The following is a 21,928-nucleotide window of genomic DNA, read 5'->3' as shown; positions in this document are numbered from 1 at the left end:
ACGGCTCCCCTCCGTACCGACGAAGCGTGACCGGGGCGCGGGGCGGGCACCTTTACCGGTGGCCGGTTCGTTGTCCCGGTACCTTGGCCTTCTCGGCCGCAGGGCGCTCATCGACTCACTAGGCGGTTCACACCATGTTGCTCTCCGCATTCGGCTCACTCCTCCAGCTGCTCTACCTGGGCATGCTGGTGCTGGCCGTGGTCGCCTTCGTCTTCGCGGCGACCGCCCGGGAGGACGCCTACCGGGCCGCCGACAAGAAGAAGAAGTCCTTCTGGCTGATCATTCTCGGCGTCGCCGTCGCCGTGAACCTGCTCATCCCGTTCCTCTTCCTCCAGCTCGCGGGTGTGGTCGCGTCGATCGTGTTCATGGTCGACGTACGGCCCGCGCTCAAGGAGGTCTCGGGTGGCAGCGGCGGCCGCCGGGGCGGCTCCAGCAGTGACGGGCCCTACGGGCCGTACAACGGCGGGCGCTGAGCGCTCGCCGCGGCGGGAGCGGTAGCCGTCGAAGAAGCGGTCGATACGGGGCCGGGGCGCGAGGCGCTCCGGCCCCGTCGCCGTATCCGCTCCGGATCGCGGCCCAGCAGCAGCACCGCCACGTCGTCCGTCAGCTCGCCGCCGTGTCGCTCCCGCACCTCGGCGACTGCCGCCTCCAGCAGCTCCTCGCCCGCCAGCCCCTGCTCCAGCCGGCTGTTGACCATCGCGACCATGCCGTCCTGGCCGAGCCGCTGACTGCTGCCCGCCCCGACGCGGCCCTCGATCAGCCCGTCCGTGTACATCATCAGGCTCCACTCCGCGCCCAGCTCCACCTGGCGGCGCGGCCATCGGGCGCGCGGCAGCAGCCCGAGCGCCGGGCCGCCGTCCTCGTACGGGAGCAGCCGCGCCGGCCGGCCGTGGCGGGCCAGCAGCGGTGCGGGGTGGCCGGCCAGGCAGAGCCCGGCGCGGCGGCCGTCCGGGGCGATGTCGACGGTGCAGAGCGTCGCGAAGATCTCCTCGCTCTGCCGCTCGTGCTCCAGCACCTGCTGGAGCGTGGAGAGCAGCTGGTCGCCGCAGAGCCCGGCCAGGGTCAGCGCCCGCCACGCGATCCGCAGCTCCACGCCGAGCGCCGCCTCGTCCGGGCCGTGCCCGCAGACATCGCCGATCATCGCGTGGACCGTGCCGTCCGGGGTGCGCACGGTGTCGTAGAAGTCGCCGCCGAGGAGGGCGCGGCTGCGGCCCGGCCGGTAGCGGGCGGCGAAGCTCAGGTCGGAGCCGTCCAGGAGCGGGGTGGGCAGCAGGCCGCGCTCCAGGCGGGCGTTCTCCTGGGCGCGCAGCCCGGACTCGGTCAGCTGGTGCTGGGCGAGGTCGGCGCGCTTGCGCTCGACGGCGTACCGGATCGCGCGGCTCAGCACCCGCGCGTCCAGCTCGCCGCGGAAGAGGTAGTCCTGCGCCCCGACCCGTACCGCCTCGGCCGCCAGCTCCGTGTCGTCCTGCGCGGTGAGCACGAGGACCGCGTGGAGCGGGGCGATCCGCAGTACGTGGGTGAGGACCGCCAGCTCGTCGGCGCGGGCGGGGGCGGGCTCGGGCCGGTGGTCGGGGGCTGCGGGGGCGGTGGTGGTCGCCGTGGTCGCTGTGGCGTTGGTGGTCGGTACGGGCAGCGCGAGGTCCAGCAGGATGCAGTCGACGTCGTCGGTGAGCAGCCGCCCGGCCTCGGTGAGGTTGCGGGCGGTACGGATACGGACCCGGGTGCCGGCCGCTGCCGAGAGCTCGGGTCCCGTGATGCTGCCCGCCGGGTCGTCCTCGATCACCAGGACGGTGAGGTCGGCGCCATGGGGGGTCTCCGCAGCGGGAACGCCACGTTGCTGCGGTACGGGTACGGGCATCGGTTCGGGTCCTCCCCTCCCCCCGAGGGCACGGCGGTACGCCGATCGACGAACGCCAGTCGGGGACGATAGCGGTCTCCGGCGGGGGAACGGAATGGCGCGCGGGGACCAGCCCCTGTCATATGCGCCGTCATAAGCCGCTTCCCGGCACGGATCCGGCGCTATGGGGCGCGCGGGGGCGGCGGAGAGGCCATGACAAACATCACCCGCGCACGCCCGCGCCCGCACCGGCGACGTGGCGCCGCTCACGTATGCCTGAGGAAACAGCGGCGAGACGGTCCTACCGGTCCGGACGGACCACGCCGAGGATCTTCATCGAGCCCGCGCCCGCCAGCGTGACGTGGCGGCCGGGGCGCGGGGAGTGGACGATCGCGCCGTCGCCGACGTACATCCCGACGTGGCTGGCGTCGGCGTGGTAGATGATCAGGTCCCCGGGGCGCATGTCCTGGATGTCGATGCGCGGGAGCAGCCGCCACTGCTCCTGCGAGGTGCGCGGGATCGGCCGGCCCGCCGCGGCCCAGGCCTTCGAGGTCAGCCCGGAGCAGTCGTACGAGCCGGGGCCCGTGGCCCCCCAGACGTACGGCTTGCCGATCTGCGCGGTCGCGAAGGCCACCGCCGCCTTGCCGGCCGCTGTCGTCGCGCCGCTGACGGCGATGTTCGGCGTGGGCCGGGTGGCGAGCCAGGCGGACTGCGCCCGGTTCGCCGCGTCCTGCTCCAGCTGGCGGAGCCGGGCCCGCTCCTCCTTCGCCAGCCGCGATTCGAGCTTCTCCGCCGCGGCTATCTGTGCGTTGATCTTCTTCTTGGCCTTGGCCTGCTTGACCCGGTTCGTCTCCAGCTTGTGCCAGTTGCTGCTGGCGTCCTGGGTGTACGTCTCCAGGTCCTCCTGGGTCCGGGTCAGCTCGGCCAGGACCGTCTTGCTCGCCTGCTGGCTGGTGCGGACCTTGTTGACGCCGTCCAGGAAGAGCTGCGGGTCGTCGCTGAGGACCAGCTGGGCACCGGGCGGCAGGCCGCCGTTGCGGTACTGCTCGCGCGCCTGGGCGCCGGCGCGGTCCTTCAGCTCGGCTATCCGGGCCTGGCCGTCGACGATCGCCTTGGCCAGCTTCACGATCTCGCCGGACTGCTTCTTGGTCTGTTCCTCGGCGAGGTTGTACGCGTCCGTCGCCGCTCCGGCCTGCCGGTAGAGCGTCTCGATCTGCTCGCGGATCTTTTCGAGGTCCTTCTCGGACGACGGTGAGGCGGGCGAGGGCACGGCGGGCGCGGAGACGGAGGCGGAAGGGGACGGCGACGAGTCCGGCGTCGGTGCGGCCATCGCCTGGACCGGAACGGTCAGCAGGCCCAGCGCGCAGACCAGCGTGATGGCCGCGGCGGCGCAGTGGCGTCGGTTCACGAGCTCCCCCAGCAAGAACGAAATCAAGACAAAAGCAACAGAAGCCGGATAGCGTGCATCTGACTTACCATCAGTAACGTTCAGGCGACGTCGCGATCGTGCCATGTCGTCCCGTAAAGCAACAGAGGCAGTCGGTGTCCGGTGCCTCGTGATCCCCACCCCCAGGACGAACGACACGCGGTCGGCGTTCCCGTCGTTCCCCGGAAGAGCATACTTTCGCCCGGTCGGGTGATCGTTCAGCGGCCGTCGTTTACCGGGCCCCGGCCACCGGGTTCGGTCACCGGTCACCAGTCGTCGTTCAGCGGTCGTCGGGCCGCAGCGCGTCCCACGCCACCGTGACCTCGCCCTGCCGCCACCGCCGTACGCCGTCCGTCACCGGCCAGTGGGCCGACAGCGCCCGCACCGCCGCGATCCAGCGCTGCCGGGCGCCGAGCGACGCGTACGGGGAGGCCGCAGCCCACGCCCGGTCGAAGTCGCGCAGGAACGCGTGGACCGGCTCACCCGGAACGTTGCGGTGGATCAGCGCCTTCGGCAGGCGCTCGGCGAGGTCGGAGGGGCGCTCCAGCGAGCCGAGCCGGGTCGCGAAGGTGACCGTGCGCGGCCCCTCCGGCCCCAGCGCCACCCACACATGCCGGCGCCCGATCTCGTCGCAGGTCCCCTCCACCAGGAGCCCGTCGGGGGCGAGCCGCGAGCGGAGCCGCGCCCACACCTCGGCGACCTGGTCCTCGTCGTATTGACGCAGCACGTTCGCCGCCCGGATGAGCTCGGGCCGCTCCGCCAGCGGGATCTCGAAGCCGCCGTGGACGAAGGTCAGCCCCTCGCGCTCGTACGGCTTCGCGGCGGCGACCCGCTCCGGGTCGATCTCGATGCCCGCGACGGCGGTGCGGGGCTCGGCGGTACGCAGCCGGGCCAGGAGCTCCACGGCGGTCCAGGGCGCCGCCCCGTACCCCAGATCGGCGGCCACGGGGGTCTCCGCGCGGCGCAGGGCAGGGCCGTGCACGGCGGCGATCCAGCGGTCCATGCGGCGCAGCCGGTTCGGGTTGGTGGTCCCGCGGGTGGCGGTGCCGATGGGGCGCTGGCGCATGCGGTGAGCGTATGCGACGGGGAGGGGCGGGTACCCGGGTGCCCACGGGCGTGAGGGTCCGGGTCCGGGCGGGGATGCCCCACGAGGGGCCGGGCGGGAATCCCCATGCGGGGCCCAGGCCGGGATGCCGCCTCCCCCCACCTCCGTAATGATTTGGCAAAGCGGAAATGAAAGGCGGGATTCCGCTGTTCTCGCCCTTCAGAGGGCTCTGTGCCCCTTCGTGGCATGCCCTGAGTGAGGAGGACCGACGACGTGAGCCAGTACGTCTCCCGGCTCGGCTCCACCCGGACCGGCCCCCGCATCAGGTTCCCCGGCAGCTTCCCCGGCTCCTCCCGCAAGCCGCGCCGCATCGCGATGCTCTCCGTGCACACCTCGCCCCTGCACCAGCCCGGCACGGGCGACGCGGGCGGGATGAACGTCTACATCGTCGAGCTGGCCAAGCGCCTCGCCGCGATCAGCATCGAGGTCGAGATCTTCACCCGGGCCACCACCGGCTCGCTGCCCCCCGAGGTCGAGCTGGCCCCCGGCGTCCTGGTCCGGCACGTCGACGCCGGGCCGTACGAGGGGCTCGCCAAGGAGGACCTGCCCGCCCAGCTCTGCGCCTTCACGCACGGCGTGATGCAGGCCTGGGCCGGCCAGCGCCCCGGCTACTACGACCTGGTCCACTCCCACTACTGGCTCTCCGGCCAGGTCGGCTGGCTCGCCGCCCAGCGCTGGGGCGTCCCGCTCGTGCACGCCATGCACACCATGGCCAAGGTCAAGAACGCCGCGCTCGCCGAGGGCGACACCCCCGAGCCGGCGGCCCGCGTCATCGGGGAGACCCAGATCGTCCACGCCTCGGACCGGCTGATCGCCAACACCGCCGAGGAGGCCGACGAGCTGGTCCGCTTCTACGACGCCGACCCGTCCTCCGTCGCCGTGGTGCACCCGGGCGTCAACCTGGACCGCTTCCGCCCGGCCGACGGCCGCGCCGCCGCCCGGGCCCGGCTCGGCCTGCCGCAGGACGCCCTGATCCCGCTCTTCGCGGGCCGCATCCAGCCGCTGAAGGCCCCGGACGTGCTGCTGCGCGCGGTCGCCGTACTCCTGGACCGGGACCCGTCCCTGCGCTCCCGCATCGTGGTGCCCGTCGTCGGCGGCCCGAGCGGCAGCGGCCTCGCGAAGCCCGAGGGGCTCCAGAAGCTGGCCGCGCGCCTCGGCATCGCCGACGTCGTACGGTTCCACCCGCCGGTGGGCCAGGACCGGCTGGCGGACTGGTTCCGGGCCGCGTCCGTGCTGGTCATGCCGTCGTACAGCGAGTCCTTCGGCCTGGTCGCCATCGAGGCCCAGGCGGCCGGTACGCCGGTGGTCGCGGCCGCGGTGGGCGGGCTGCCGGTGGCGGTACGGGACGGGGTCAGCGGCTTCCTCATACCCGGCCACGACCCGGAGGCGTACGCCCGCGCGCTGGAGCGGTTCGCTCAGGCGCCGGAGCTGGTCGAGCGGATGGGGACGGCGGCCGCGGCGCACGCGCAGTCCTTCGGCTGGGACACGGCGGCCTCCGGCACGGCCGACGTCTACACGGCGGCGCTGGCCGACCACCGCCGCCGGGCGCGTACCCACCACGGCTGAGACGCTGCCCGCGCCTGCCCCGCGCAGGGGGCTGTCGTACGCTCGCTGCATGGCTGACGTACCCGATGAAACAGCAGCGGCCCAGGTCATCGAGGCGACGCTGAACGAGGCCGGGCTCGCATGGGAGAGCCCCGCCCCCGGCAACTACGTGGTGCCCCTGCCCGGCACCCGCAAACTGTCGACGACGTGTTCGCTCATCGTCGGCAAGCACTCCCTCTCCCTCAACGCCTTCGTCGTCCGCCACCCGGACGAGAACGAGGCCGAGGTCCACCGCTGGCTCCTGGAGCGCAACCTCCGCCTCTTCGGGCTGAGTTACGCGATCGACTCCCTCGGTGACGTCTACCTGGCCGGCAAACTGCCGCTCGCCGTGGTCACCCCCGAGGAGCTGGACCGGCTGCTCGGCACGGTCCTGGAGGCGGCCGACGACTCGTTCAACACCCTCCTGGAACTGGGCTTCGCGAGCTCGATCCGCAAGGAGTACGCCTGGCGGGTCTCGCGCGGCGAGTCCACGCGCAACCTCGACGCGTTCAGCCATCTGATCAAGCGCTCGTCCGGCGACTGACGGCGTCCAGCGCGGCGACGAGGTGGGGCGCCACCAACTGGCGTGTCTCCTCGGCCGCTTCGGGCCCGAGGCCGCGCGGCACGGTCTCGACGAGCATGATGAGGTAGAGGTAACTCCGGTACAGGGCAAGCCGAAGGCGCACGGAATCGCTGAACTCCAGCGCCTGGCCGCTCCCTTCGGCATACCCGGCCAGAAAATCCCCGTCCTCCTCCAGCTCCCCGAAGAGCGCGAGCGAGACGAAGTCGGCCACCGGGTCGCCCCAGAACATCCGCTCCCCGTCGATGACCCCGCCGATGGACCGGGCGCCGGGCTCCCCGGCCACCAGCAGGTTCCCCTGCCACAGGTCGAAGTGGACGAGCGCGGGCCGGGTGACATCGTCCAGGACGGGCGCGGCGCGCGCCAGCACCGTACGGATGCGGTCGACGGGGTACGGAAGCGGCGCCCGGTACGTCTCGGCGTCGGCGAGCACGGCCTCGGTCATCGTCGTGAACGCGGTACGCCAGGTGGCGGCGGGCGGCCCGAACGGCGCGGCGGGGTAGCCGAAGCCGCCGGGCCCGGTCACGGTGTGCAACCGGCCGACGATGCGCCCGAGTTCGGCACGCAGCCGGGGCTCGGCGTGCGGGTCCTCCGCCCGGTCCGCCTCGTGCCAGGGGCGGCCGGGGCGGGCGGTCATGACGAGGTACGTGCCGGTCGGGGCCGTGGGGTCCGGCTCGCTGTGGACGACGCGGGGGACGGCGGGGCCGCCCGCTCGCGCGGCCGCGGTGTAGAAGGCGACCTCGTTGACGAGGAGGTCACGTTCGTACCGCAGGCCGGCGGAGTGCGACGGGGGTGTCTTCACCACCCAGTCGCGGCCGTCGGTGAGCGTGACGCGGGTGACGGTGTTGTACGTGCCGCCGGTGAGGGGCGTGCAGGAGGTGAGGTCACGGTCGGCGACCCCGAGGGCGCGCAGGATGAGGGGGAGAGGTGCGGCGGGGGTCTGCTGGGACACGCGGGTGACGCCCTTTCTCGCTGCGGCGGGGGCCGGGTGGTGCGGTGGTCAGTCGGCACCGCACCGTGCGTTCACAGGATGATCACAGCGGAATCACGATCTTGGGCGGAGGGCCGCCGGACCGATCATCGCTCACAGGTTCGATCGTAAAGTGTGGGTCACTGCGACGGTCCGTCCCAGACGGCCGCGAAGTGCCGCACGGGGGAAGGGCGGTTGCTCCCCGAACCGGAGAGAAGAACCATGCGCGCCACTGTCGTACGCCGTACCGCCCTCGCCGCCTGCGCGGTCTCCCTGACCCTGCTGGCCACGGCCTGCGGCGGCTCGTCCGACGCCGACACCGACGCGGGCGGCGGGAAGAACGACAAGGGCGCCGCCACGAGCGGGAGCAGCTCGGCCCCGAAGACCTCGGCCAAGGCGCTGAGCACCGCCGAGCTGGAGACCGCGTCGCTGAAGCAGGGTGACGTCGAGGGCCACAAGGTCGCCGAGGCGGGCCCGGACGACGAGGTCCCGGCGGACGGCCTGAAGGCCGACAAGGCCACCTGCCTGCCGGTCGTCCACGCCATGTACGGCGCGGCGGAGGCCGGTTCGAAGGCCACCACCAAGCGCAAGGTCATCACCGACCCGAAGGCGGGCGCCAAGAAGTCGCTCAAGGACATGACGGACGGCGAGGCCGAGGGCGCCCTGAAGGCCGCCTTCGACCTGACGTCCACCCTCGTCGCGCTGAACGCGTACGAGGGGACGGCGGGCCCGGACGCGTTCGCCGGGCTCAAGAAGGCCGCGGCGGACTGCGCGGGCGGCTTCACCGCCACGGTCGCGGGCACGAAGCAGAAGATCGTCTCGATCACCGAGGAGAAGGTCACCGGCGGCGACGAGGCCGCGGCCTGGACGCTCATCCAGGACGACGAGGGCGCGAAGGCCCCGTTCAAGCTGGTGGCGCTCCGCAAGGAGGGCACCGTGGCGACGTTCCTGTCCTTCAACCTGGCGGCGGGCCAGGACGGCGGCGCGAAGTTCACCGTGCCGACCGAGGTCGTGGCGGCGCAGGCGAAGAAGCTCGGCTGATGGACGTGCCCCTGCCCGGCGGCTCCGGCATCATCGGGGCCGTCGTCAGGCCCATCGTCAGGGCAGGGGAACGAGCCGTACGACGGTGACGGTCAGCACGGACCGGGAGACGTAGTAGAGGACGATGGCCCCGGAGACGGTGGCCTCCCGCCGGTCCCGCTCACTCTTGACGGCGGACGAGGCGTGCCCGTACGGCTCCCGGCCCAGCGTGCGGGCCATCTCGTCCCGGAAGGACTGCCCGTCGCGCATCTTGGCCAGGGTGTCGTCGGCGGGCGGCGCGTAGGAGATGCGGAAGCTCAAGCGACGCTCCGCCTCTCGGCCTCGTCCTGCGCCAGCCGGTCCAGGATCCGTTCGGCCTCGGGATCGGGAACGGCCTCCAGCATCCAGTGCCGCATGACGGCGGAGATCTCGTGCACCCCGGCCTCGTTGATGGCGAGGTCGAACTCCTCGCGTCTCTCCTCGGGCAGGGCGGCGCGGATGTCCGGGATGCTGTTGGGCACCTCCACCTCGGTGCCGCCGACGAAGGTCTTCAGAGACTCGCCCATGATCGCTCTCCCCGATCTCCTTGCCCTTGGTGTGCCGGTGCTGCCGGGCCGCTTGGGGCCACCGTAGTGCGTGAGGCGCGGAGTTCGGCCCAGGGGCGCACCACCGGCTCGCGGTAGGCCGTCCCGTCGTGCCGGCAGAGCTTGGCCCCCCGGCCCGAAGGGACGATTCTGGTCCGATGCCAGGTCAGCGAAAGAGAAGACGACAGCCACCGGGCGAACCACGGCCGTCCGCCGAGCGCTTCGCCCCCGAGGCGGGCCGTTGGAGCGTGCTCTTCGAGACACAGGACGCGTCGGAACGCCACGCCTACGTCCGGCGCTTGCGGGCGGAAGGCTCCCGGATCGACTGGTCCGCCGTGCGGATGGACACACTCTGCGGCCGCCTGAAGCAGCCGACGACGTACCGCCTCAGCCTCTTCGTCCCGAACTCCACCCCCGGTCGCCCGGAGGAAGGCGCCCGGTGAAGACGGACGGCTACGGGGCGCACCCCGAGCCCATCGCCGCGTTGCTGGCCGCCGCGGGGGAGGCCGCCATCGCGCTGACGTACGCGGAGGACCGGACCTTCGCCGGCGTCAGCCTCAACCGCTTCGCCTCGGTGAACTCGACGCGCCTGGACTGGCGGGGCGCCGAAGTCCTTGAACGCTCCGAGGAGTTCGACGGGGACGGGCTGCGCGAGATGGTGCGTCGTCACGGGGCCGAGGGCGAGCTCGTCGTCATCTTCTGGGGCAACCACGCAGTGCCCTCGGTCGCGCTGGAGGCCGAAGCCGTGGCGGCCCACGCAGAGATGGTGGTGGGCAGCTGCTACGAGTGCTGGCTCTACTTCACCGACGGCCACGTACTGATCGAGTTCCAGGACGGCGAGGGATTCGTAGCCGCAAGGATCCCGAACTGACCACGGCCCGCCCGCCCGAGGGCCCCACCCGCCCTCCGGACACCGAGGGAGGTCACGCGGCCCGGGGCACGATGCTCAGGGCCCGGTAGTCGTACCCGTCCTGCTGGAACCCGGGGGCTTCCCAGGTGAGGTCGACCCGCTGCCCGGCCGACAGCCTACGGAAGCCGGTCGCCCGGATGTCGGAGTAGTGCCCGAAGCAACCGCCGGGAGTCTCGGCGGAGTCGAGCACACCCCACCCCTCCTCGTCGTCCCACTCACGAACCGTCGCGATCACCATGCCGGAACTTTATGCGCCCCGTCCGCATCCCCGCCCACGGGTATCGCCCTGGCCCACGGACCGGCTCCGTTGTCAGTGCCTGCCTCTAGGCTCTCAAGCGCGCACCAGGCTGGCCCCAGGCATCCCAGCCCCCCAGCACGTGAAAATGCCCCCGCCCCGCGCCGTAGGCGCAGTTCGGGGGCATGATCAGGGAACCTACTTCTTCTTGCCCTGGTTCTTAACGGCCTCGATGGCCGCCTTCGCCGCGTCCGGATCGAGGTACGTGCCGCCCGGCTTCAGCGGCTTGAAGTCGGCGTCCAGCTCGTAGGAGAGCGGGATGCCCGTCGGGATGTTGAGGCCCGAGATGTCCTCGTCCGAGATGCCGTCCAGGTGCTTCACCAGGCCGCGGAGGCTGTTGCCGTGGGCGGCGACCAGGACCGTGCGGCCGGTGAGGAGGTCGGGGACAATGCTGTCGAACCAGTACGGGAGCATCCGGACCACGACGTCCTTCAGGCACTCCGTGTCCGGGCGCAGCTCCGGCGGGAGGTCCGCGTAGCGCGGGTCGTCGAACTGGCTGTACTCGTCGTCGCGGGCCAGCGGCGGCGGCGGGGTGTCGTACGAGCGGCGCCAGAGCATGAACTGCTCCTCGCCGAACTCGGCCAGGGTCTGCGCCTTGTCCTTGCCCTGGAGGGCCCCGTAGTGGCGCTCGTTCAGGCGCCAGGAGCGGCGGACCGGGATCCAGAGGCGGTCGGCGGACTCCAGGGCCAGCTGCGCGGTGCGGATCGCGCGGCGCTGGAGGGAGGTGTGCAGGACGTCGGGGAGCAGACCGGCGTCCTTGAGCAGCTCACCGCCGCGGACTGCTTCCTTCTCGCCCTTTTCGGTGAGGTTGACGTCCACCCAACCGGTGAACAGGTTCTTCGCGTTCCATTCGCTCTCGCCGTGGCGGAGGAGGATCAGCTTGTACGGTGCGTCGGCCATGAGTCCGAGCGTAATCGAACCCGCACACCCTCCGCGCGCCCGCCCGCGTAGCGGACAAGGTACCCGGACGGGGCACCCGGACAGAGCCCTGCGGAAGCGCTCGGCGCGGGGACGATTGACGTTCGGCGTCAATCGGGTGGCGGACGGGAAGCCCCGCTTCGTAATGTTCGGACTGCCATCGGGACTCTTACCCGGTGTGCCTCGTTCGCACGTCCTGTGGGGGGAACCGCATGTCCGTCGCCGGTCTCAGAACCGCCGCACGTGAGACCGTCTCCGGGCTGCCCCGGGAGTTCTGGTGGCTCTGGCTCAGCACGCTGGTCAACCGGCTCGGCGGTTTCGTCGCCACCTTCATGGCGCTGTATCTGACCCTGGACCGGGGCTACTCGGCCTCGTACGCCGGTCTCGTCGCCGCCCTCCACGGGCTCGGCGGGGTCATCTCCTCGCTCGGCGCCGGGGTGATGACCGACCGCCTCGGGCGGCGGCCCACCATGCTGATCGCGCAGCTGTCGATGGCCGTCTCCGTGGCGGTGCTCGGGTTCATGGAGCACCCGGGCGCCATCGCCGCCGTCGCGTTCCTCGTCGGCATGGCGAGCAACGCCTCACGCCCCGCCGTCCAGGCGATGATGGCCGACATCGTGCCCCCCAAGGACCGCGTGCGGGCCTTCTCCTTGAACTACTGGGCCATCAACCTCGGGTTCGCCGTCTCCTCCGCCGGGGCCGGGTTCATCGCCGAGTACAGCTATCTCGCGGGCTTCCTCGGCGAGGCCCTGATGGTGCTCGCGTGCGCCGTCGTCGTCTTCCTCAAGGTGCCGGAGTCGCGGCCCGCACAGGCCGCCCCGGTGAAGACCGCCGGCGGCAAGCGGGCCAAGGACGAGGTCCGGATCACCACGGTGCTGCGTGACGGGCGCTTCATGGGGGTCGTGGGGCTGTCGTTCCTGGTGTCCCTGATCTTCCAGCAGGGGTACGTGGGGCTGCCGGTGGCGATGGGGGCGGACGGGCTCTCCAGCTCCGACTTCGGTACCGCCATCGCCGTCAACGGCGTCCTGATCGTCGCCCTCCAGATCCCCGTCACCCGCTTCATCCAGCACCGCGACCCGCGCCGGCTGCTGATCATCTCCTCGCTGCTCGCCGGGTACGGCTTCGGGCTGACCGCCTTCGCCGGGTCCGTCGCCGTGTACGCCCTGACGGTCTGCGTCTGGACCCTCGCCGAGATCGTCAACGCGCCCACCCAGACGGGTCTGGTCGTCCAGCTGTCGCCGGCCCAGGGCCGGGGCCGTTACCAGGGCATGTACACGATGTCCTGGTCGGTGGCGGCCCTCGTCGCACCCCTGATGTCCGGTTTCGTGATCGACCACTACGGCGCCGCCTGGCTCTGGGGCGCCTGCGCGGTGATCGGTACGGTCGCCGGCCTCGGCTACTGGCTGCTGATGCGCAACCTGCCCCGTGAGGAGATCCTCGCGGACGAGGCCGTCCCCGAGCCCGCCCCCGTACCCGCTCAGGCCCGGCCGGACCAGGCCGAGCCCGACCCGGCGCCGGCGATCGAGCGCGCGGGCTGAGCCGCCCTGGACCGTGAGGACGACGACGAGAACGACATCGAGAACGACGACGGGCCCGCCCGGACCACTCTCCGGGCGGGCGCCGTCGTCCGTGAACGCCGTACGGGACGTGCGAACGCTGTACGGGACGCGCGGCGCGCGTCAGCCCGAGCAGCCGCCGCACTGGCACGGAGCACCGGACTGGCAGCCGCACCCGCAGCCCGAGCCGCAGCCGCAGGCGCCGAGCACGGTCAGGTGCACCACTTCGGTCGGGGTCTCCAGCGGGGGTTCGGTCGTGGGGGAATCGGCCATGGTCCCTCCTCAGGGCGTACGGCTGGGCGGCGGACGCCGCTGCGCCGCCGCCGGGGACGTGACGGCAGGGCCCGTACGTACCGCGTACGGCCCTGGCGCCGTCCCCGCCCCATTGCATGCCCATCCCGCACGGCGCATCAACAGCGCACACGGGCGGGAACACATGTGCGACTCGCGTGCGCCGGGAGCGTACGGACGGCCCGCACGCCTTCCCGTACCGGCTACGAGCCCTCCGCCGGCGTCGTCGCCGCCTGGATCTCGTCCGCGTGCTCACCCGTCACCAGGTAGACGACGCGCTTGGCCACCGACACCGCGTGGTCCGCGAAACGCTCGTAGTAGCGGCCCAGCAGCGTCACGTCGACGGCCGTCTCGATGCCGTGCTTCCAGCGGTCGTCCATCAGGTGCTGGAAGAGCGTGCGGTGCAGCAGGTCCATCTCGTCGTCGTCCTGCTCCAGCTGGAGCGCCAGATCGACGTCCTTGGTGATGATGACCTCGGCGGCCTTGGCCATCAGCCGCTGGGCGAGCTGGCCCATCTCCAGGATGGTGGCGTGCAGGTCGTGCGGGACCGCCGACTGCGGGAAGCGCAGCCGGGCCAGCTTCGCCACGTGCTGGGCGAGGTCGCCGGAGCGCTCCAGGTCGGCGCTCATCCGCAGGGAGGTCACCACGATCCGCAGATCGGTCGCGACCGGCTGCTGACGGGCGAGGAGGGCGATCGCGCGCGCCTCCAGGTCGTGCTGGAGGTCGTCGACCTTCTGGTCACCGGCGATCACGCTCTCCGCGAGCTTCAGGTCGGCGTCGAGCATGGACGTGGTCGCCCGGCCGATCGCCGATCCGACCAGCCGGGCCATCTCGACCAGGCCTTCTCCGATCGAGTCGAGTTCCTCGTGGTAAGCGTCGCGCATGGAAGTCCCTCTCCAGTTCCAACTGAGGCCGGGGTCTCGGACCGACCCCCACGGTTACACGGTGCGGCCGCAACGCGTCCGTATCCGGCCCCCTAAGTGAACCGGCTCCTACCCCTCGGTGAACTCTGGGCGACGAGTGTTCGAGATGGCACTCGGACGGCTGGGAGAGTGTCGGCGCACCCGCATAACCTTGAAGCATGGACGTGAACGCGGCGGTCGCCGCAGCTGCAGCGATCGCCGGGCTGTTGACCGGTGTGATCGCCATGCTGGCGTTCCGCTGGAGCGAGCGCGACCTGAAACGGCCCACGCGTACGTCGCTGCGGCCGGACAGCAACGCCGCCCTGCCCCCCGGAGTGGACACCGTCCTCTCCGTTCTCAGCTCCTCCGCCGTCGTCCTCGACGAGAGCGACAGCGTGGTGAAGGCCAGCTCCGCGGCGTACGCCCTGGGCCTGGTCAGGGGCGGCCGGCTGGCCGTCGAGCCCATGCTCAACATGGCCAGGGACACCCGGCGGGACGGGGAGATACGCCAGGGCGAGCTGGATCTGCCCCGGCGCGGTACGGGCCGGGGGGACACCCTCGCGGTCTCCGCCCGGGTCGCCCCGCTGGGCTCGCGGCTGGTGCTGCTGCTCGTCGAGGACCTCACCGAGGCCCGCCGGATAGAAGCGGTACGGCGCGACTTCGTCGCCAACGTCAGCCATGAGCTCAAGACCCCCACGGGAGCGCTCTCCCTGCTCTCCGAAGCGGTCATGGACGCCTCCGACGACCCGGAGGCGGTGGAGCGGTTCGCCGGACGCATGCAGATCGAGGCGACCCGGCTCACCAACCTGGTCCAGGAGCTCATCGACCTCTCCCGGGTGCAGAACGACGACCCGCTGGAGGACGCCGAGCCGGTCAAGGTGGAGGTGCTCGTCGCCGAGGCGATCGACCGCTGCCGCCAGCAGGCCGGCTCCAAGCAGATCACCATGGCCTCCGGCGGCACCGAGAGCCTCACCGTCTGGGGCAACCGGGGCCAGCTCGTCGGAGCGCTCGGCAACCTGGTCGAGAACGCCGTCAACTACAGTCCCGCCCGCACCCGGGTCGGTATCGCGGCCCGCCGCACCACCGGACCGGGCGGGGACCTGATCGAGATCGCCGTGACCGACCAGGGCATCGGCATCTCGGAGAAGGACCGCGAGCGGGTCTTCGAGCGGTTCTACCGCGTCGACCCGGCCCGCTCACGGGCCACCGGTGGCACCGGTCTCGGCCTCGCCATCGTCAAACACGTGGCCGCCTCGCACGGCGGGGAGGTCACCGTCTGGAGCTCCGAGGGACAGGGCTCCACCTTCACCCTCCGGCTGCCCGAATCGGGCGCCGTGAGGGAGCGCACCACCGGCGGACCCCTTATCGTCAACGGCGTCAACGGCGTCGGTGACAAGGACCAGCCCCCGTTCGAGACCGACTCCTATGACCCCTTCCCCGCCCCGGAGGCTCTTCCGTGACCCGAGTGCTTGTCGTCGAGGATGAGGAATCCTTCAGCGACGCCCTGTCCTACATGCTGCGCAAGGAAGGTTTCGAGGTCGCGATCGCCGCGACCGGCCCCGACGGCCTGGACGAGTTCGAGCGCAACGGCGCCGACCTGGTCCTGCTCGACCTGATGCTGCCCGGCCTGCCCGGCACCGAGGTGTGCCGCCAGCTCCGCAGCCGCTCCAACGTTCCGGTGATCATGGTCACCGCCAAGGACAGCGAGATCGACAAGGTCGTCGGTCTCGAAATAGGAGCCGACGACTACGTCACCAAGCCGTTCTCCTCGCGCGAGCTCGTCGCCCGCATCCGCGCCGTCCTGCGCCGCCGCGGGGAGCCGGAGGAGGTCACCCCGGCCGCCCTGGAGGCGGGCCCGGTCCGGATGGACGTCGACCGGCACGTGGTGACGGTCTCCGGCGGCAAGGTCGACCTCCCGCTCAAGGAGTTCGACCTCCTGGAGATGCTCCTGCGCAACGCGGGCCGCGTGCTGACCCGTATGCAGCTCATCGACCGGGTCTGGGGCGCGGACTACGTCGGCGACACCAAGACCCTCGACGTCCACGTCAAGCGCCTGCGCGCCAAGATCGAGCCCGACCCCGGCGCGCCGCGCTACCTCGTCACGGTGCGGGGCCTCGGGTACAAGTTCGAGCCGTAAACCGCAGGCAGGACGGCGGCGACCGCGCGAAAGGGGCGCTTCCCGGCCGGGAAGCGCCCCTCTCGTATGCCTGCGCGTTTTTCGTACGTACGCGGGTGGCGTCAGCCGGTCGTCCCGGCCGTCGCGGTCTCCGGGGTGCCCTGCTGCTCCGTACCGGCCGCCGGGGACTCGGGGGTGCCGGCGGCGGGGGACTCGGGGGTCTCGCCGGCCGGGGCCTCCGGCGTCTCGGAGCCGCCGGCCTCCGGGGTCCCGCTCGGCGTGGCCGCCGGGGCCTCGGGCAGCGCGCTGGGGCCGAAGTCCTTGTAGTAGCCGGTCGCCGGGACGACGTTGGCGCCGAGGCCGACGTCGCCGGTGCGGCTCAGCTTGAAGACGACCTGCTGGACGTTGCCGTCCTGGGTGGCCTCGCGGCCTCCCTCGATCACGGCGGAGGCGTTGCCCTTGCCGCCGAGGACGACGCGGCCGCCGGCCGGGATCTCGACGGGGCCGGTGCCCTTCGCGGGCTGGAGCTTCACCTGCACGTCGGTGCCGGGCAGCGTGACGCTCTCCAGGACCTCGTCCTCGGTGCCGTCGTTGAACAGCGTCGCGACCACGACGGCCGGCCCCTCGGCCTCGGGCTCGGCCTGCGTGATCACGTTCGCGTTCTGGACCTTGATGGTGCCCACCGAGGTGGCCGCGTTGTCCGGCCTGACCTTGAGCGTCTCGGCGTTGTTGCCCGCCGCGCAGGCGGACAGGGAGACGATCGAGAACGCGATGGCAGTGGCGGCGAGGGCGCCGTGTCGAAGGCTGCGGCTCACGGCGGCGGCAACTCCTTGAACGATCGGACTGCGGACTTCGGACGTCGGGCGTTGTACGGGTGCTGAGCGCCCCGCGGACGGACGGGAAGGGGTGACGTAAAGCCGCCCTAAGGGTGTGTCAGCGGCCTTAGGCTACCGAGCCACCACTCCCGCCCCGCACCCGACCCGCCTCTAGGGGGCGTGGCTCTTCCGGGGGAGCGCTTCCCCGACGGCCCGGCGGCCCGGCGCGCGGTGGAGCGGCGCGGGACGGCCGCACCCAGGGACCGATGTGTCACGTGCCGTTCACATAATCGCGGTGATCAATTCCTCCGGCCGCGGCGCATTCCCCGCGAAAGGCGTCGCGAGGTGGGGGGCTTGATCAATTTCATTGGGCACGTGCACTTACATCCGTACGGGTGATCGATGACCGAACGGAGTAGGTAAAGTTCACTATCTGGAACCCGACAAAACGGGACTTTCGCCCTCTTCTGTGGGGCTTCCGGACCGTGTGACGCGAGTGTTTCCCCTTGGTCGCACAGCCGCTCCGACCTGCGAATACCGTCTTCCGGAAGCCTTCCGCAGCACGTCCATGTTGCTGTTGTCAAGCCCTGAGATATGCCCTGACCTGCGAAAACGCCATTCAGGAGAGGCGATTCTCGTGTTACTCTGGATAGCCACGGAAGGGGTACCTGTCACATGACGTTCAAGGTTGGCGACACCGTGGTCTATCCCCATCACGGGGCCGCGCTGATCGAGGCTATCGAAACTCGCCAGATCAAAGGCGTGGACAAGACCTACTTGGTGCTCAAGGTCGCCCAGGGCGACTTGACGGTTCGTGTGCCGGCGGACAATGCGGAGTTCGTGGGCGTGCGCGACGTGGTCGGGCAGGAGGGGCTGGACCGGGTCTTCGAGGTGCTTCGCGCACCGTATGCCGAAGAGCCGACCAACTGGTCCCGGCGTTACAAGGCAAATCTGGAAAAGCTCGCCTCGGGTGATGTCATCAAGGTCGCTGAAGTCGTGCGTGACCTGTGGCGTCGTGAGCGCGAGCGCGGTCTCTCCGCCGGAGAGAAGCGCATGCTCGCCAAGGCCCGCCAGATCCTGGTGAGCGAGCTCGCTCTCGCGGAGAACACGAACGAGGACAAGGCCGAGGCCCTTCTCGACGAGGTCCTAGCGTCCTGAACCGGATCGCACCGGTCGTAAGAATGTGCCGCGGTGCCCGCTGACCAGCCGTTTGTACGGTGTGTCGTCGGGCGCTGCGGCATGTCCGGATCCGGATCGCGAGCCCGACTCCCGGCAATTCCCCTACCCGGTACCACCGGTACCCGGCCGATTCCCGTACCCGGCGACGACGATGCGCCGCACGCACCGCCACCGGCCGTATCGTCATCCGCCGTACCGTTGATCGCCGCTGCGACTCTGCTCGACCGGGGGTCACGGAAGGGGCCCGGTTCAAGTCAGGGCGTCACGCCCGGCTTGCTGGGCCCCTACCCACGTCGCCCGTGGAAACAAACCTGCCGAACCCCCGGACCTTCGGAGTGCAATCGATGGCCTCGACGTCACCCCCGCCCGACCGGCCGCGCCCCCCACGTACCGCAGCGGTGATCCCCGCGGCCGGACGCGGCATACGGCTCGGACCGGGCGCGCCCAAGGCCCTCCGGGCGCTCGGCGGCACGCCCATGCTCATCCACGCCGTACGCGCCATGGCGGCCTCCCGGGCCGTCTCCCTCGTCGTGGTCGTCGCCCCGCCGGACGGCGCGCCCGAGGTGAAGCACCTCCTCGACGAGCACGCCCTGCCCGAGCGCACCGACTACCTGGTCGTGCCTGGCGGCGACACCCGGCAGGAGTCGGTGGGCCTCGGCCTCGACGCACTGCCCGAGGACATCGCCGTCGTCCTGGTCCACGACGCCGCCCGCCCGCTGGTGCCGGTCGACACGGTGGACGCGGTCGTCGAAGCCGTACGGAACGGGGCGGCCGCCGTCGTTCCCGCCCTGCCGCTCACCGACACCGTCAAGGAGGTCGAGCCCGCCGAGGTGGCCGGGGAGCCGGAGCCGGTGCTCTCCACCCCCGTACGGGCCAGGCTGCGCGCGGTGCAGACCCCGCAGGGCTTCGACCGCGACACCCTCGTACGGGCCCACGCCGAGGTCGCCCTCGACGGCGAGGGCGCCACGGACGACGCGGGCATGGTCGAACGCCTCGGCACGCCGGTCGTCGTCGTCCCCGGCCACGAAGAGGCGTTCAAGGTGACCCGGCCGCTCGACCTGGTGCTGGCCGAAGCGGTACTCGCCCGCAGGAGGGCCCACGATGGCTTCTGAGACCCCCGGCGCAGTCCCCGGCGCCCCCGTCATCCCGCTCGTCGGTATCGGCACCGACATCCACGCCTTCGAGGAGGGCCGCGAGCTGTGGTGCGCGGGCCTGAAGTGGGAGGGCGAGGGCCCCGGCCTGGCCGGCCACTCGGACGCCGACGTCGTCGCCCACGCCGCCTGCAACGCCCTCTTCTCCGCCGCCGGCCTCGGCGACCTCGGGCAGCACTTCGGCACCGGCCGCCCCGAGTGGTCCGGCGCCGCGGGCGTGACCCTGCTCACCGAGGCCGCCCGGATCGTCCGCGCCGAGGGGTACGAGATCGGGAACGTCGCCGTCCAGGTCGTCGGCGTACGCCCGAAGATCGGCAAGCGGCGCGACGAGGCGCAGAAGGTGCTGTCCGCCGCCGTGGGCGCCCCGGTCTCGCTCTCCGCCGCGACCTCGGACGGCCTCGGCTTCACCGGCCGCGGCGAGGGCCTCGCGGGGATCGCGACGGCGCTGGTCTACCGGGCGGGCTGACCCGGTCCACCAGGAGGCAGGAGTGATCCGCGGTACTCGCGTTCACCCTTCCGGCGGGACACGGCAAGAAGTAAGGGCGACGCGGGAAGTAACAGAGGGCGCGCGAGGTTGGTGGGTAGGACCGCAGGGCAACCGACACCGGACCACAGGCAACCGACACCGCACCACCCGGCCACTCAGGAGGACGTACGTCATGACCGCCGCACTCTCCACCGAGCTCAAGAACCTTCTCGACACCCCGGTCTTCGTCAACATCGCCACCATCCAGCCGGACGGCAGCCCGCAGGTCTCCCCGGTGTGGGTGAAGCGCGACGGCGACGACGTCCTGATCTCCACCACGGTCGGCCGCCGCAAGGAGACGAACCTCCGCCGCGACCCGCGCGTCACCGTCGTCGTCCAGCCGGCCGACAACCCGTACACCTACGCGGAGATCCGCGGCCGGGCGGAGCTGACCACGGAGGGCGGCCAGGAGCTGATCGACGAGCTGTCGGTGAAGTACACCGGCAAGCCGTACGCGGAGTTCAACCCGAACTCCGCCCAGGACGACCCCCGGGTCGTGGTCCGGATCACCCCGCGCAAGGTCGTCGGCCGCATCTGAGGAGCCCACCAAAGCCTCCGGAGAGCCCACCGAAGAAGCCCCGGAGAGCCCACGAAAGCCCCGCCGAGCCCTCCCGAGGGCCCCGCAGAGCCCCCGAGAGCCCTCGGCGGGGCCTCCCCGACCCTCCCCGACCAGGCCGGTATCAGAAAGTTGCCCCCGCGATCGCCCAAGGGTCGCGGGGCACTGGTGTCGGCCTACTACCCTTGAGGCGTGACTATTCGCCTGCACGACACCAGCGCCCGGCAGATCCGTGACTTCGTCCCGCTCACAGCGGGCTGTGTCTCGATCTACCTCTGTGGCGCTACCGTCCAGGCCGCACCGCACATCGGGCACATCCGTTCCGGGCTGAACTTCGACATCATGCGCCGCTGGTTCACCTACCGCGGCTACGACGTGACGTTCATCCGGAACGTCACCGACATCGACGACAAGATCATCAAGAAGTCCGCCGAACAGGGCCGCCCCTGGTGGTCGATCGGTTACGAGAACGAGCGCGCGTTCAACGACGGCTACGACGCGCTGGGCTGCCTGCCGCCCACCTACGAGCCCCGTGCCACCGGCCACATCACCGAGATGATCGAGATGATGCGCGGCCTCATCGAGCGCGGCCACGCCTACGAGGCGGACGGCAACGTCTACTTCGACGTCCGGTCCCTCCCCAGCTACCTGGAGCTCTCCAACCAGGAGCTGGACGACCTGCGCCAGCCCTCCGGCGAGGGCGAGACCGGCAAGCGCGACCAGCGGGACTTCGCCATGTGGAAGGCGGCCAAGCCGGGCGAGCCCAGCTGGGAGACCCCCTGGGGCCGCGGCCGGCCCGGCTGGCACCTGGAGTGCTCGGCGATGGCCCACAAGTACCTGGGCTCCGCGTTCGACATCCACGGCGGCGGGCTCGACCTGATCTTCCCGCACCACGAGAACGAGATCGCCCAGGCCAAGGCGTACGGCGACGCGTTCGCCAACTACTGGGTGCACAACGCCTGGGTCACCATGGCCGGCGAGAAGATGTCGAAATCCCTCGGCAACTCCGTCCTCGTCAGCGAGATGGTCAAGCACTGGCGCCCGATCGTCCTGCGCTACTACCTGGGCACCCCGCACTACCGGTCCATGATCGAGTACAGCGAGGAATCCCTGCGCGAGGCCGAGTCCGCCTTCGCGCGGATCGAGGGCTTCGTCCAGCGCGTCACCGAGAAGGCGGGGGAGGTCGTCGCCCCCGCCGCCGAGGTGCCGCCCGCCTTCGCCGAGGCGATGGACGAGGACCTGGGCGTGCCGCAGGCCCTCGCGATCGTCCACACCACGGTCCGCCAGGGCAACAGCGCGCTCGCCGCCGACGACAAGGAAGCCGCCGTCGCCCGCCTCGCCGAGGTCCGGGCCATGCTCGGCGTCCTCGGACTCGACCCCCTCGACGAGCACTGGGCGGGCGAGGGCGACCGGGGCGAGGATCTCCACGGCGTCGTCGACACCCTCGTACGCCTGGTCCTCGACCAGCGGCAGTCGGCCCGGGCCCGCAAGGACTGGGCCGCCGCCGACGCCATCCGCGACCAGCTCAACCAGTCCGGACTCGTCATCGAGGACAGCGCCAACGGTCCCCGGTGGACACTCGGACCGCGCTGAGCGCACCCTCTGAA

The 21,928-nt window shown here is 71.5% G+C and carries 25 protein-coding genes; 14 read left to right on the top strand and 11 right to left on the bottom strand.

Annotation, left to right across the window (positions count from 1 at the left end; translation table 11 throughout):
• Nucleotides 1-134 precede the first annotated feature (134 nt).
• Complete coding sequence (locus R2B67_RS16035; protein ID WP_018511085.1) at nucleotides 135-473, top strand: DUF2516 family protein; 339 nt, start codon at nucleotides 135-137, stop codon at nucleotides 471-473.
• On the opposite strand, the gene R2B67_RS16030 is transcribed toward R2B67_RS16035, so the two are convergent.
• The 3 genes from R2B67_RS16030 to R2B67_RS16020 form a co-directional block, all read right to left on the bottom strand.
• Nucleotides 446-1,858 carry a PP2C family protein-serine/threonine phosphatase gene (locus tag R2B67_RS16030; protein WP_317818885.1) on the bottom strand — a complete coding sequence of 471 codons (1,413 nt, stop codon included), beginning with the start codon at nucleotides 1,856-1,858 and terminating at the stop codon, nucleotides 446-448. The two genes, R2B67_RS16035 and R2B67_RS16030, sit on opposite strands and share 28 nt — an antisense overlap.
• A gap of 280 nt (nucleotides 1,859-2,138) precedes the next feature.
• On the bottom strand, nucleotides 2,139-3,245 hold the full coding sequence (locus R2B67_RS16025) for a C40 family peptidase (protein WP_317818881.1): 1,107 nt from the start codon (nucleotides 3,243-3,245) through the stop codon (nucleotides 2,139-2,141).
• A gap of 298 nt (nucleotides 3,246-3,543) precedes the next feature.
• Nucleotides 3,544-4,329, bottom strand: coding sequence for a class I SAM-dependent methyltransferase (locus R2B67_RS16020; RefSeq protein WP_317818876.1), 786 nt, complete (start codon nucleotides 4,327-4,329; stop codon nucleotides 3,544-3,546).
• Nucleotides 4,330-4,581: 252 nt separating this feature from the next.
• Here R2B67_RS16020 and mshA point away from each other — a divergent pair, with 252 nt between their 5' ends.
• Complete coding sequence (gene mshA, locus R2B67_RS16015) at nucleotides 4,582-5,934, top strand: D-inositol-3-phosphate glycosyltransferase (protein ID WP_317818873.1); 1,353 nt, start codon at nucleotides 4,582-4,584, stop codon at nucleotides 5,932-5,934.
• Between the two features lie 49 nt (nucleotides 5,935-5,983).
• Nucleotides 5,984-6,496 carry a type III secretion system chaperone family protein gene (locus R2B67_RS16010; protein ID WP_317818869.1) on the top strand — a complete coding sequence of 171 codons (513 nt, stop codon included), beginning with the start codon at nucleotides 5,984-5,986 and terminating at the stop codon, nucleotides 6,494-6,496.
• On the opposite strand, the gene R2B67_RS16005 is transcribed toward R2B67_RS16010, so the two are convergent.
• Entirely contained in the window at nucleotides 6,474-7,484 is a 1,011-nt protein-coding gene (locus tag R2B67_RS16005; protein WP_317818862.1) for a phosphotransferase family protein, read from the bottom strand. The genes R2B67_RS16010 and R2B67_RS16005 overlap by 23 nt on opposite strands.
• A gap of 240 nt (nucleotides 7,485-7,724) precedes the next feature.
• Between R2B67_RS16005 and R2B67_RS16000 the strand changes: the two genes are divergently transcribed.
• Nucleotides 7,725-8,543, top strand: coding sequence for a hypothetical protein (locus R2B67_RS16000; protein WP_317818859.1), 819 nt, complete (start codon nucleotides 7,725-7,727; stop codon nucleotides 8,541-8,543).
• 57 nt (nucleotides 8,544-8,600) lie between these two features.
• Here the strand turns inward: R2B67_RS16000 and R2B67_RS15995 are convergent, their stop codons facing one another.
• Both R2B67_RS15995 and R2B67_RS15990 read right to left on the bottom strand, forming a co-directional pair.
• Complete coding sequence (locus R2B67_RS15995; protein WP_018511077.1) at nucleotides 8,601-8,843, bottom strand: hypothetical protein; 243 nt, start codon at nucleotides 8,841-8,843, stop codon at nucleotides 8,601-8,603.
• Nucleotides 8,840-9,088 carry a hypothetical protein gene (locus tag R2B67_RS15990; RefSeq protein ID WP_018511076.1) on the bottom strand — a complete coding sequence of 83 codons (249 nt, stop codon included), beginning with the start codon at nucleotides 9,086-9,088 and terminating at the stop codon, nucleotides 8,840-8,842. The genes R2B67_RS15995 and R2B67_RS15990 overlap by 4 nt, the downstream gene beginning before the upstream one ends.
• Before the next feature lie 176 nt (nucleotides 9,089-9,264).
• Here R2B67_RS15990 and R2B67_RS15985 point away from each other — a divergent pair, with 176 nt between their 5' ends.
• Both R2B67_RS15985 and R2B67_RS15980 read left to right on the top strand, forming a co-directional pair.
• Entirely contained in the window at nucleotides 9,265-9,549 is a 285-nt protein-coding gene (locus R2B67_RS15985; RefSeq protein WP_317818846.1) for a hypothetical protein, read from the top strand.
• Nucleotides 9,546-9,977, top strand: coding sequence for a hypothetical protein (locus R2B67_RS15980; RefSeq protein WP_317818842.1), 432 nt, complete (start codon nucleotides 9,546-9,548; stop codon nucleotides 9,975-9,977). The genes R2B67_RS15985 and R2B67_RS15980 overlap by 4 nt, the downstream gene beginning before the upstream one ends.
• A gap of 52 nt (nucleotides 9,978-10,029) precedes the next feature.
• Here R2B67_RS15980 and R2B67_RS15975 read toward each other — a convergent pair whose 3' ends face one another.
• Together R2B67_RS15975 and R2B67_RS15970 are read right to left on the bottom strand one after the other, a co-directional pair.
• Entirely contained in the window at nucleotides 10,030-10,254 is a 225-nt protein-coding gene (locus R2B67_RS15975; protein ID WP_317818839.1) for a cold-shock protein, read from the bottom strand.
• Nucleotides 10,255-10,449: 195 nt separating this feature from the next.
• Nucleotides 10,450-11,211, bottom strand: coding sequence for a phosphoglyceromutase (locus R2B67_RS15970; RefSeq protein ID WP_018511069.1), 762 nt, complete (start codon nucleotides 11,209-11,211; stop codon nucleotides 10,450-10,452).
• 230 nt (nucleotides 11,212-11,441) lie between these two features.
• On the opposite strand from R2B67_RS15970, the gene R2B67_RS15965 reads away from it, so the two are divergent.
• Entirely contained in the window at nucleotides 11,442-12,767 is a 1,326-nt protein-coding gene (locus R2B67_RS15965) for an MDR family MFS transporter (protein ID WP_018511068.1), read from the top strand.
• A gap of 141 nt (nucleotides 12,768-12,908) precedes the next feature.
• On the opposite strand, the gene R2B67_RS15960 is transcribed toward R2B67_RS15965, so the two are convergent.
• Both R2B67_RS15960 and phoU read right to left on the bottom strand, forming a co-directional pair.
• Nucleotides 12,909-13,058: a hypothetical protein gene (locus R2B67_RS15960; protein ID WP_199784458.1), complete on the bottom strand. Its 150-nt coding sequence runs from the start codon at nucleotides 13,056-13,058 to the stop codon at nucleotides 12,909-12,911.
• A 221-nt stretch (nucleotides 13,059-13,279) separates the two neighbouring features.
• Nucleotides 13,280-13,960 carry a phosphate signaling complex protein PhoU gene (gene phoU, locus R2B67_RS15955; protein ID WP_018511067.1) on the bottom strand — a complete coding sequence of 227 codons (681 nt, stop codon included), beginning with the start codon at nucleotides 13,958-13,960 and terminating at the stop codon, nucleotides 13,280-13,282.
• 197 nt (nucleotides 13,961-14,157) lie between these two features.
• Between phoU and R2B67_RS15950 the strand changes: the two genes are divergently transcribed.
• Both R2B67_RS15950 and R2B67_RS15945 read left to right on the top strand, forming a co-directional pair.
• Nucleotides 14,158-15,438: a two-component system sensor histidine kinase PhoR gene (locus R2B67_RS15950; RefSeq protein WP_317818835.1), complete on the top strand. Its 1,281-nt coding sequence runs from the start codon at nucleotides 14,158-14,160 to the stop codon at nucleotides 15,436-15,438.
• Nucleotides 15,435-16,115, top strand: coding sequence for a two-component system response regulator PhoP (locus tag R2B67_RS15945; protein ID WP_003968183.1), 681 nt, complete (start codon nucleotides 15,435-15,437; stop codon nucleotides 16,113-16,115). The genes R2B67_RS15950 and R2B67_RS15945 overlap by 4 nt, the downstream gene beginning before the upstream one ends.
• Nucleotides 16,116-16,216: 101 nt before the next feature.
• Here the strand turns inward: R2B67_RS15945 and R2B67_RS15940 are convergent, their stop codons facing one another.
• Entirely contained in the window at nucleotides 16,217-16,909 is a 693-nt protein-coding gene (locus tag R2B67_RS15940) for a DUF461 domain-containing protein (RefSeq protein WP_317818828.1), read from the bottom strand.
• Nucleotides 16,910-17,584: 675 nt separating this feature from the next.
• Between R2B67_RS15940 and R2B67_RS15935 the strand changes: the two genes are divergently transcribed.
• From R2B67_RS15935 to cysS, 5 genes are all read left to right on the top strand, one after another.
• The gene (locus tag R2B67_RS15935) at nucleotides 17,585-18,067 is read left to right on the top strand and encodes a CarD family transcriptional regulator (protein WP_006380568.1); all 483 of its coding nucleotides are present in this window, start codon (nucleotides 17,585-17,587) and stop codon (nucleotides 18,065-18,067) included.
• A 365-nt stretch (nucleotides 18,068-18,432) separates the two neighbouring features.
• Nucleotides 18,433-19,200, top strand: a complete 768-nt coding sequence (gene ispD, locus R2B67_RS15930) for a 2-C-methyl-D-erythritol 4-phosphate cytidylyltransferase (RefSeq protein ID WP_317818822.1) — start codon at nucleotides 18,433-18,435, stop codon at nucleotides 19,198-19,200.
• Nucleotides 19,190-19,705: a 2-C-methyl-D-erythritol 2,4-cyclodiphosphate synthase gene (gene ispF / locus R2B67_RS15925; protein WP_317818821.1), complete on the top strand. Its 516-nt coding sequence runs from the start codon at nucleotides 19,190-19,192 to the stop codon at nucleotides 19,703-19,705. The genes ispD and ispF overlap by 11 nt, the downstream gene beginning before the upstream one ends.
• A 193-nt stretch (nucleotides 19,706-19,898) precedes the next feature.
• Complete coding sequence (locus R2B67_RS15920; RefSeq protein ID WP_018511062.1) at nucleotides 19,899-20,303, top strand: PPOX class F420-dependent oxidoreductase; 405 nt, start codon at nucleotides 19,899-19,901, stop codon at nucleotides 20,301-20,303.
• A 210-nt stretch (nucleotides 20,304-20,513) separates the two neighbouring features.
• Nucleotides 20,514-21,914 (top strand): cysteine--tRNA ligase, encoded by a 1,401-nt coding sequence (gene cysS, locus R2B67_RS15915; protein WP_317818820.1) that lies wholly within the window; start codon nucleotides 20,514-20,516, stop codon nucleotides 21,912-21,914.
• The last annotated feature ends 14 nt before the right edge of the window (nucleotides 21,915-21,928 follow it).

It is taken from the genome of Streptomyces cyaneofuscatus (assembly GCF_033109485.1).
GTDB lineage: Bacteria > Actinomycetota > Actinomycetes > Streptomycetales > Streptomycetaceae > Streptomyces > Streptomyces cyaneofuscatus.
The sequence above is the reverse complement of the archived record's forward strand: the minus strand, read 5'-3'. Positions and strand labels throughout refer to the sequence as shown.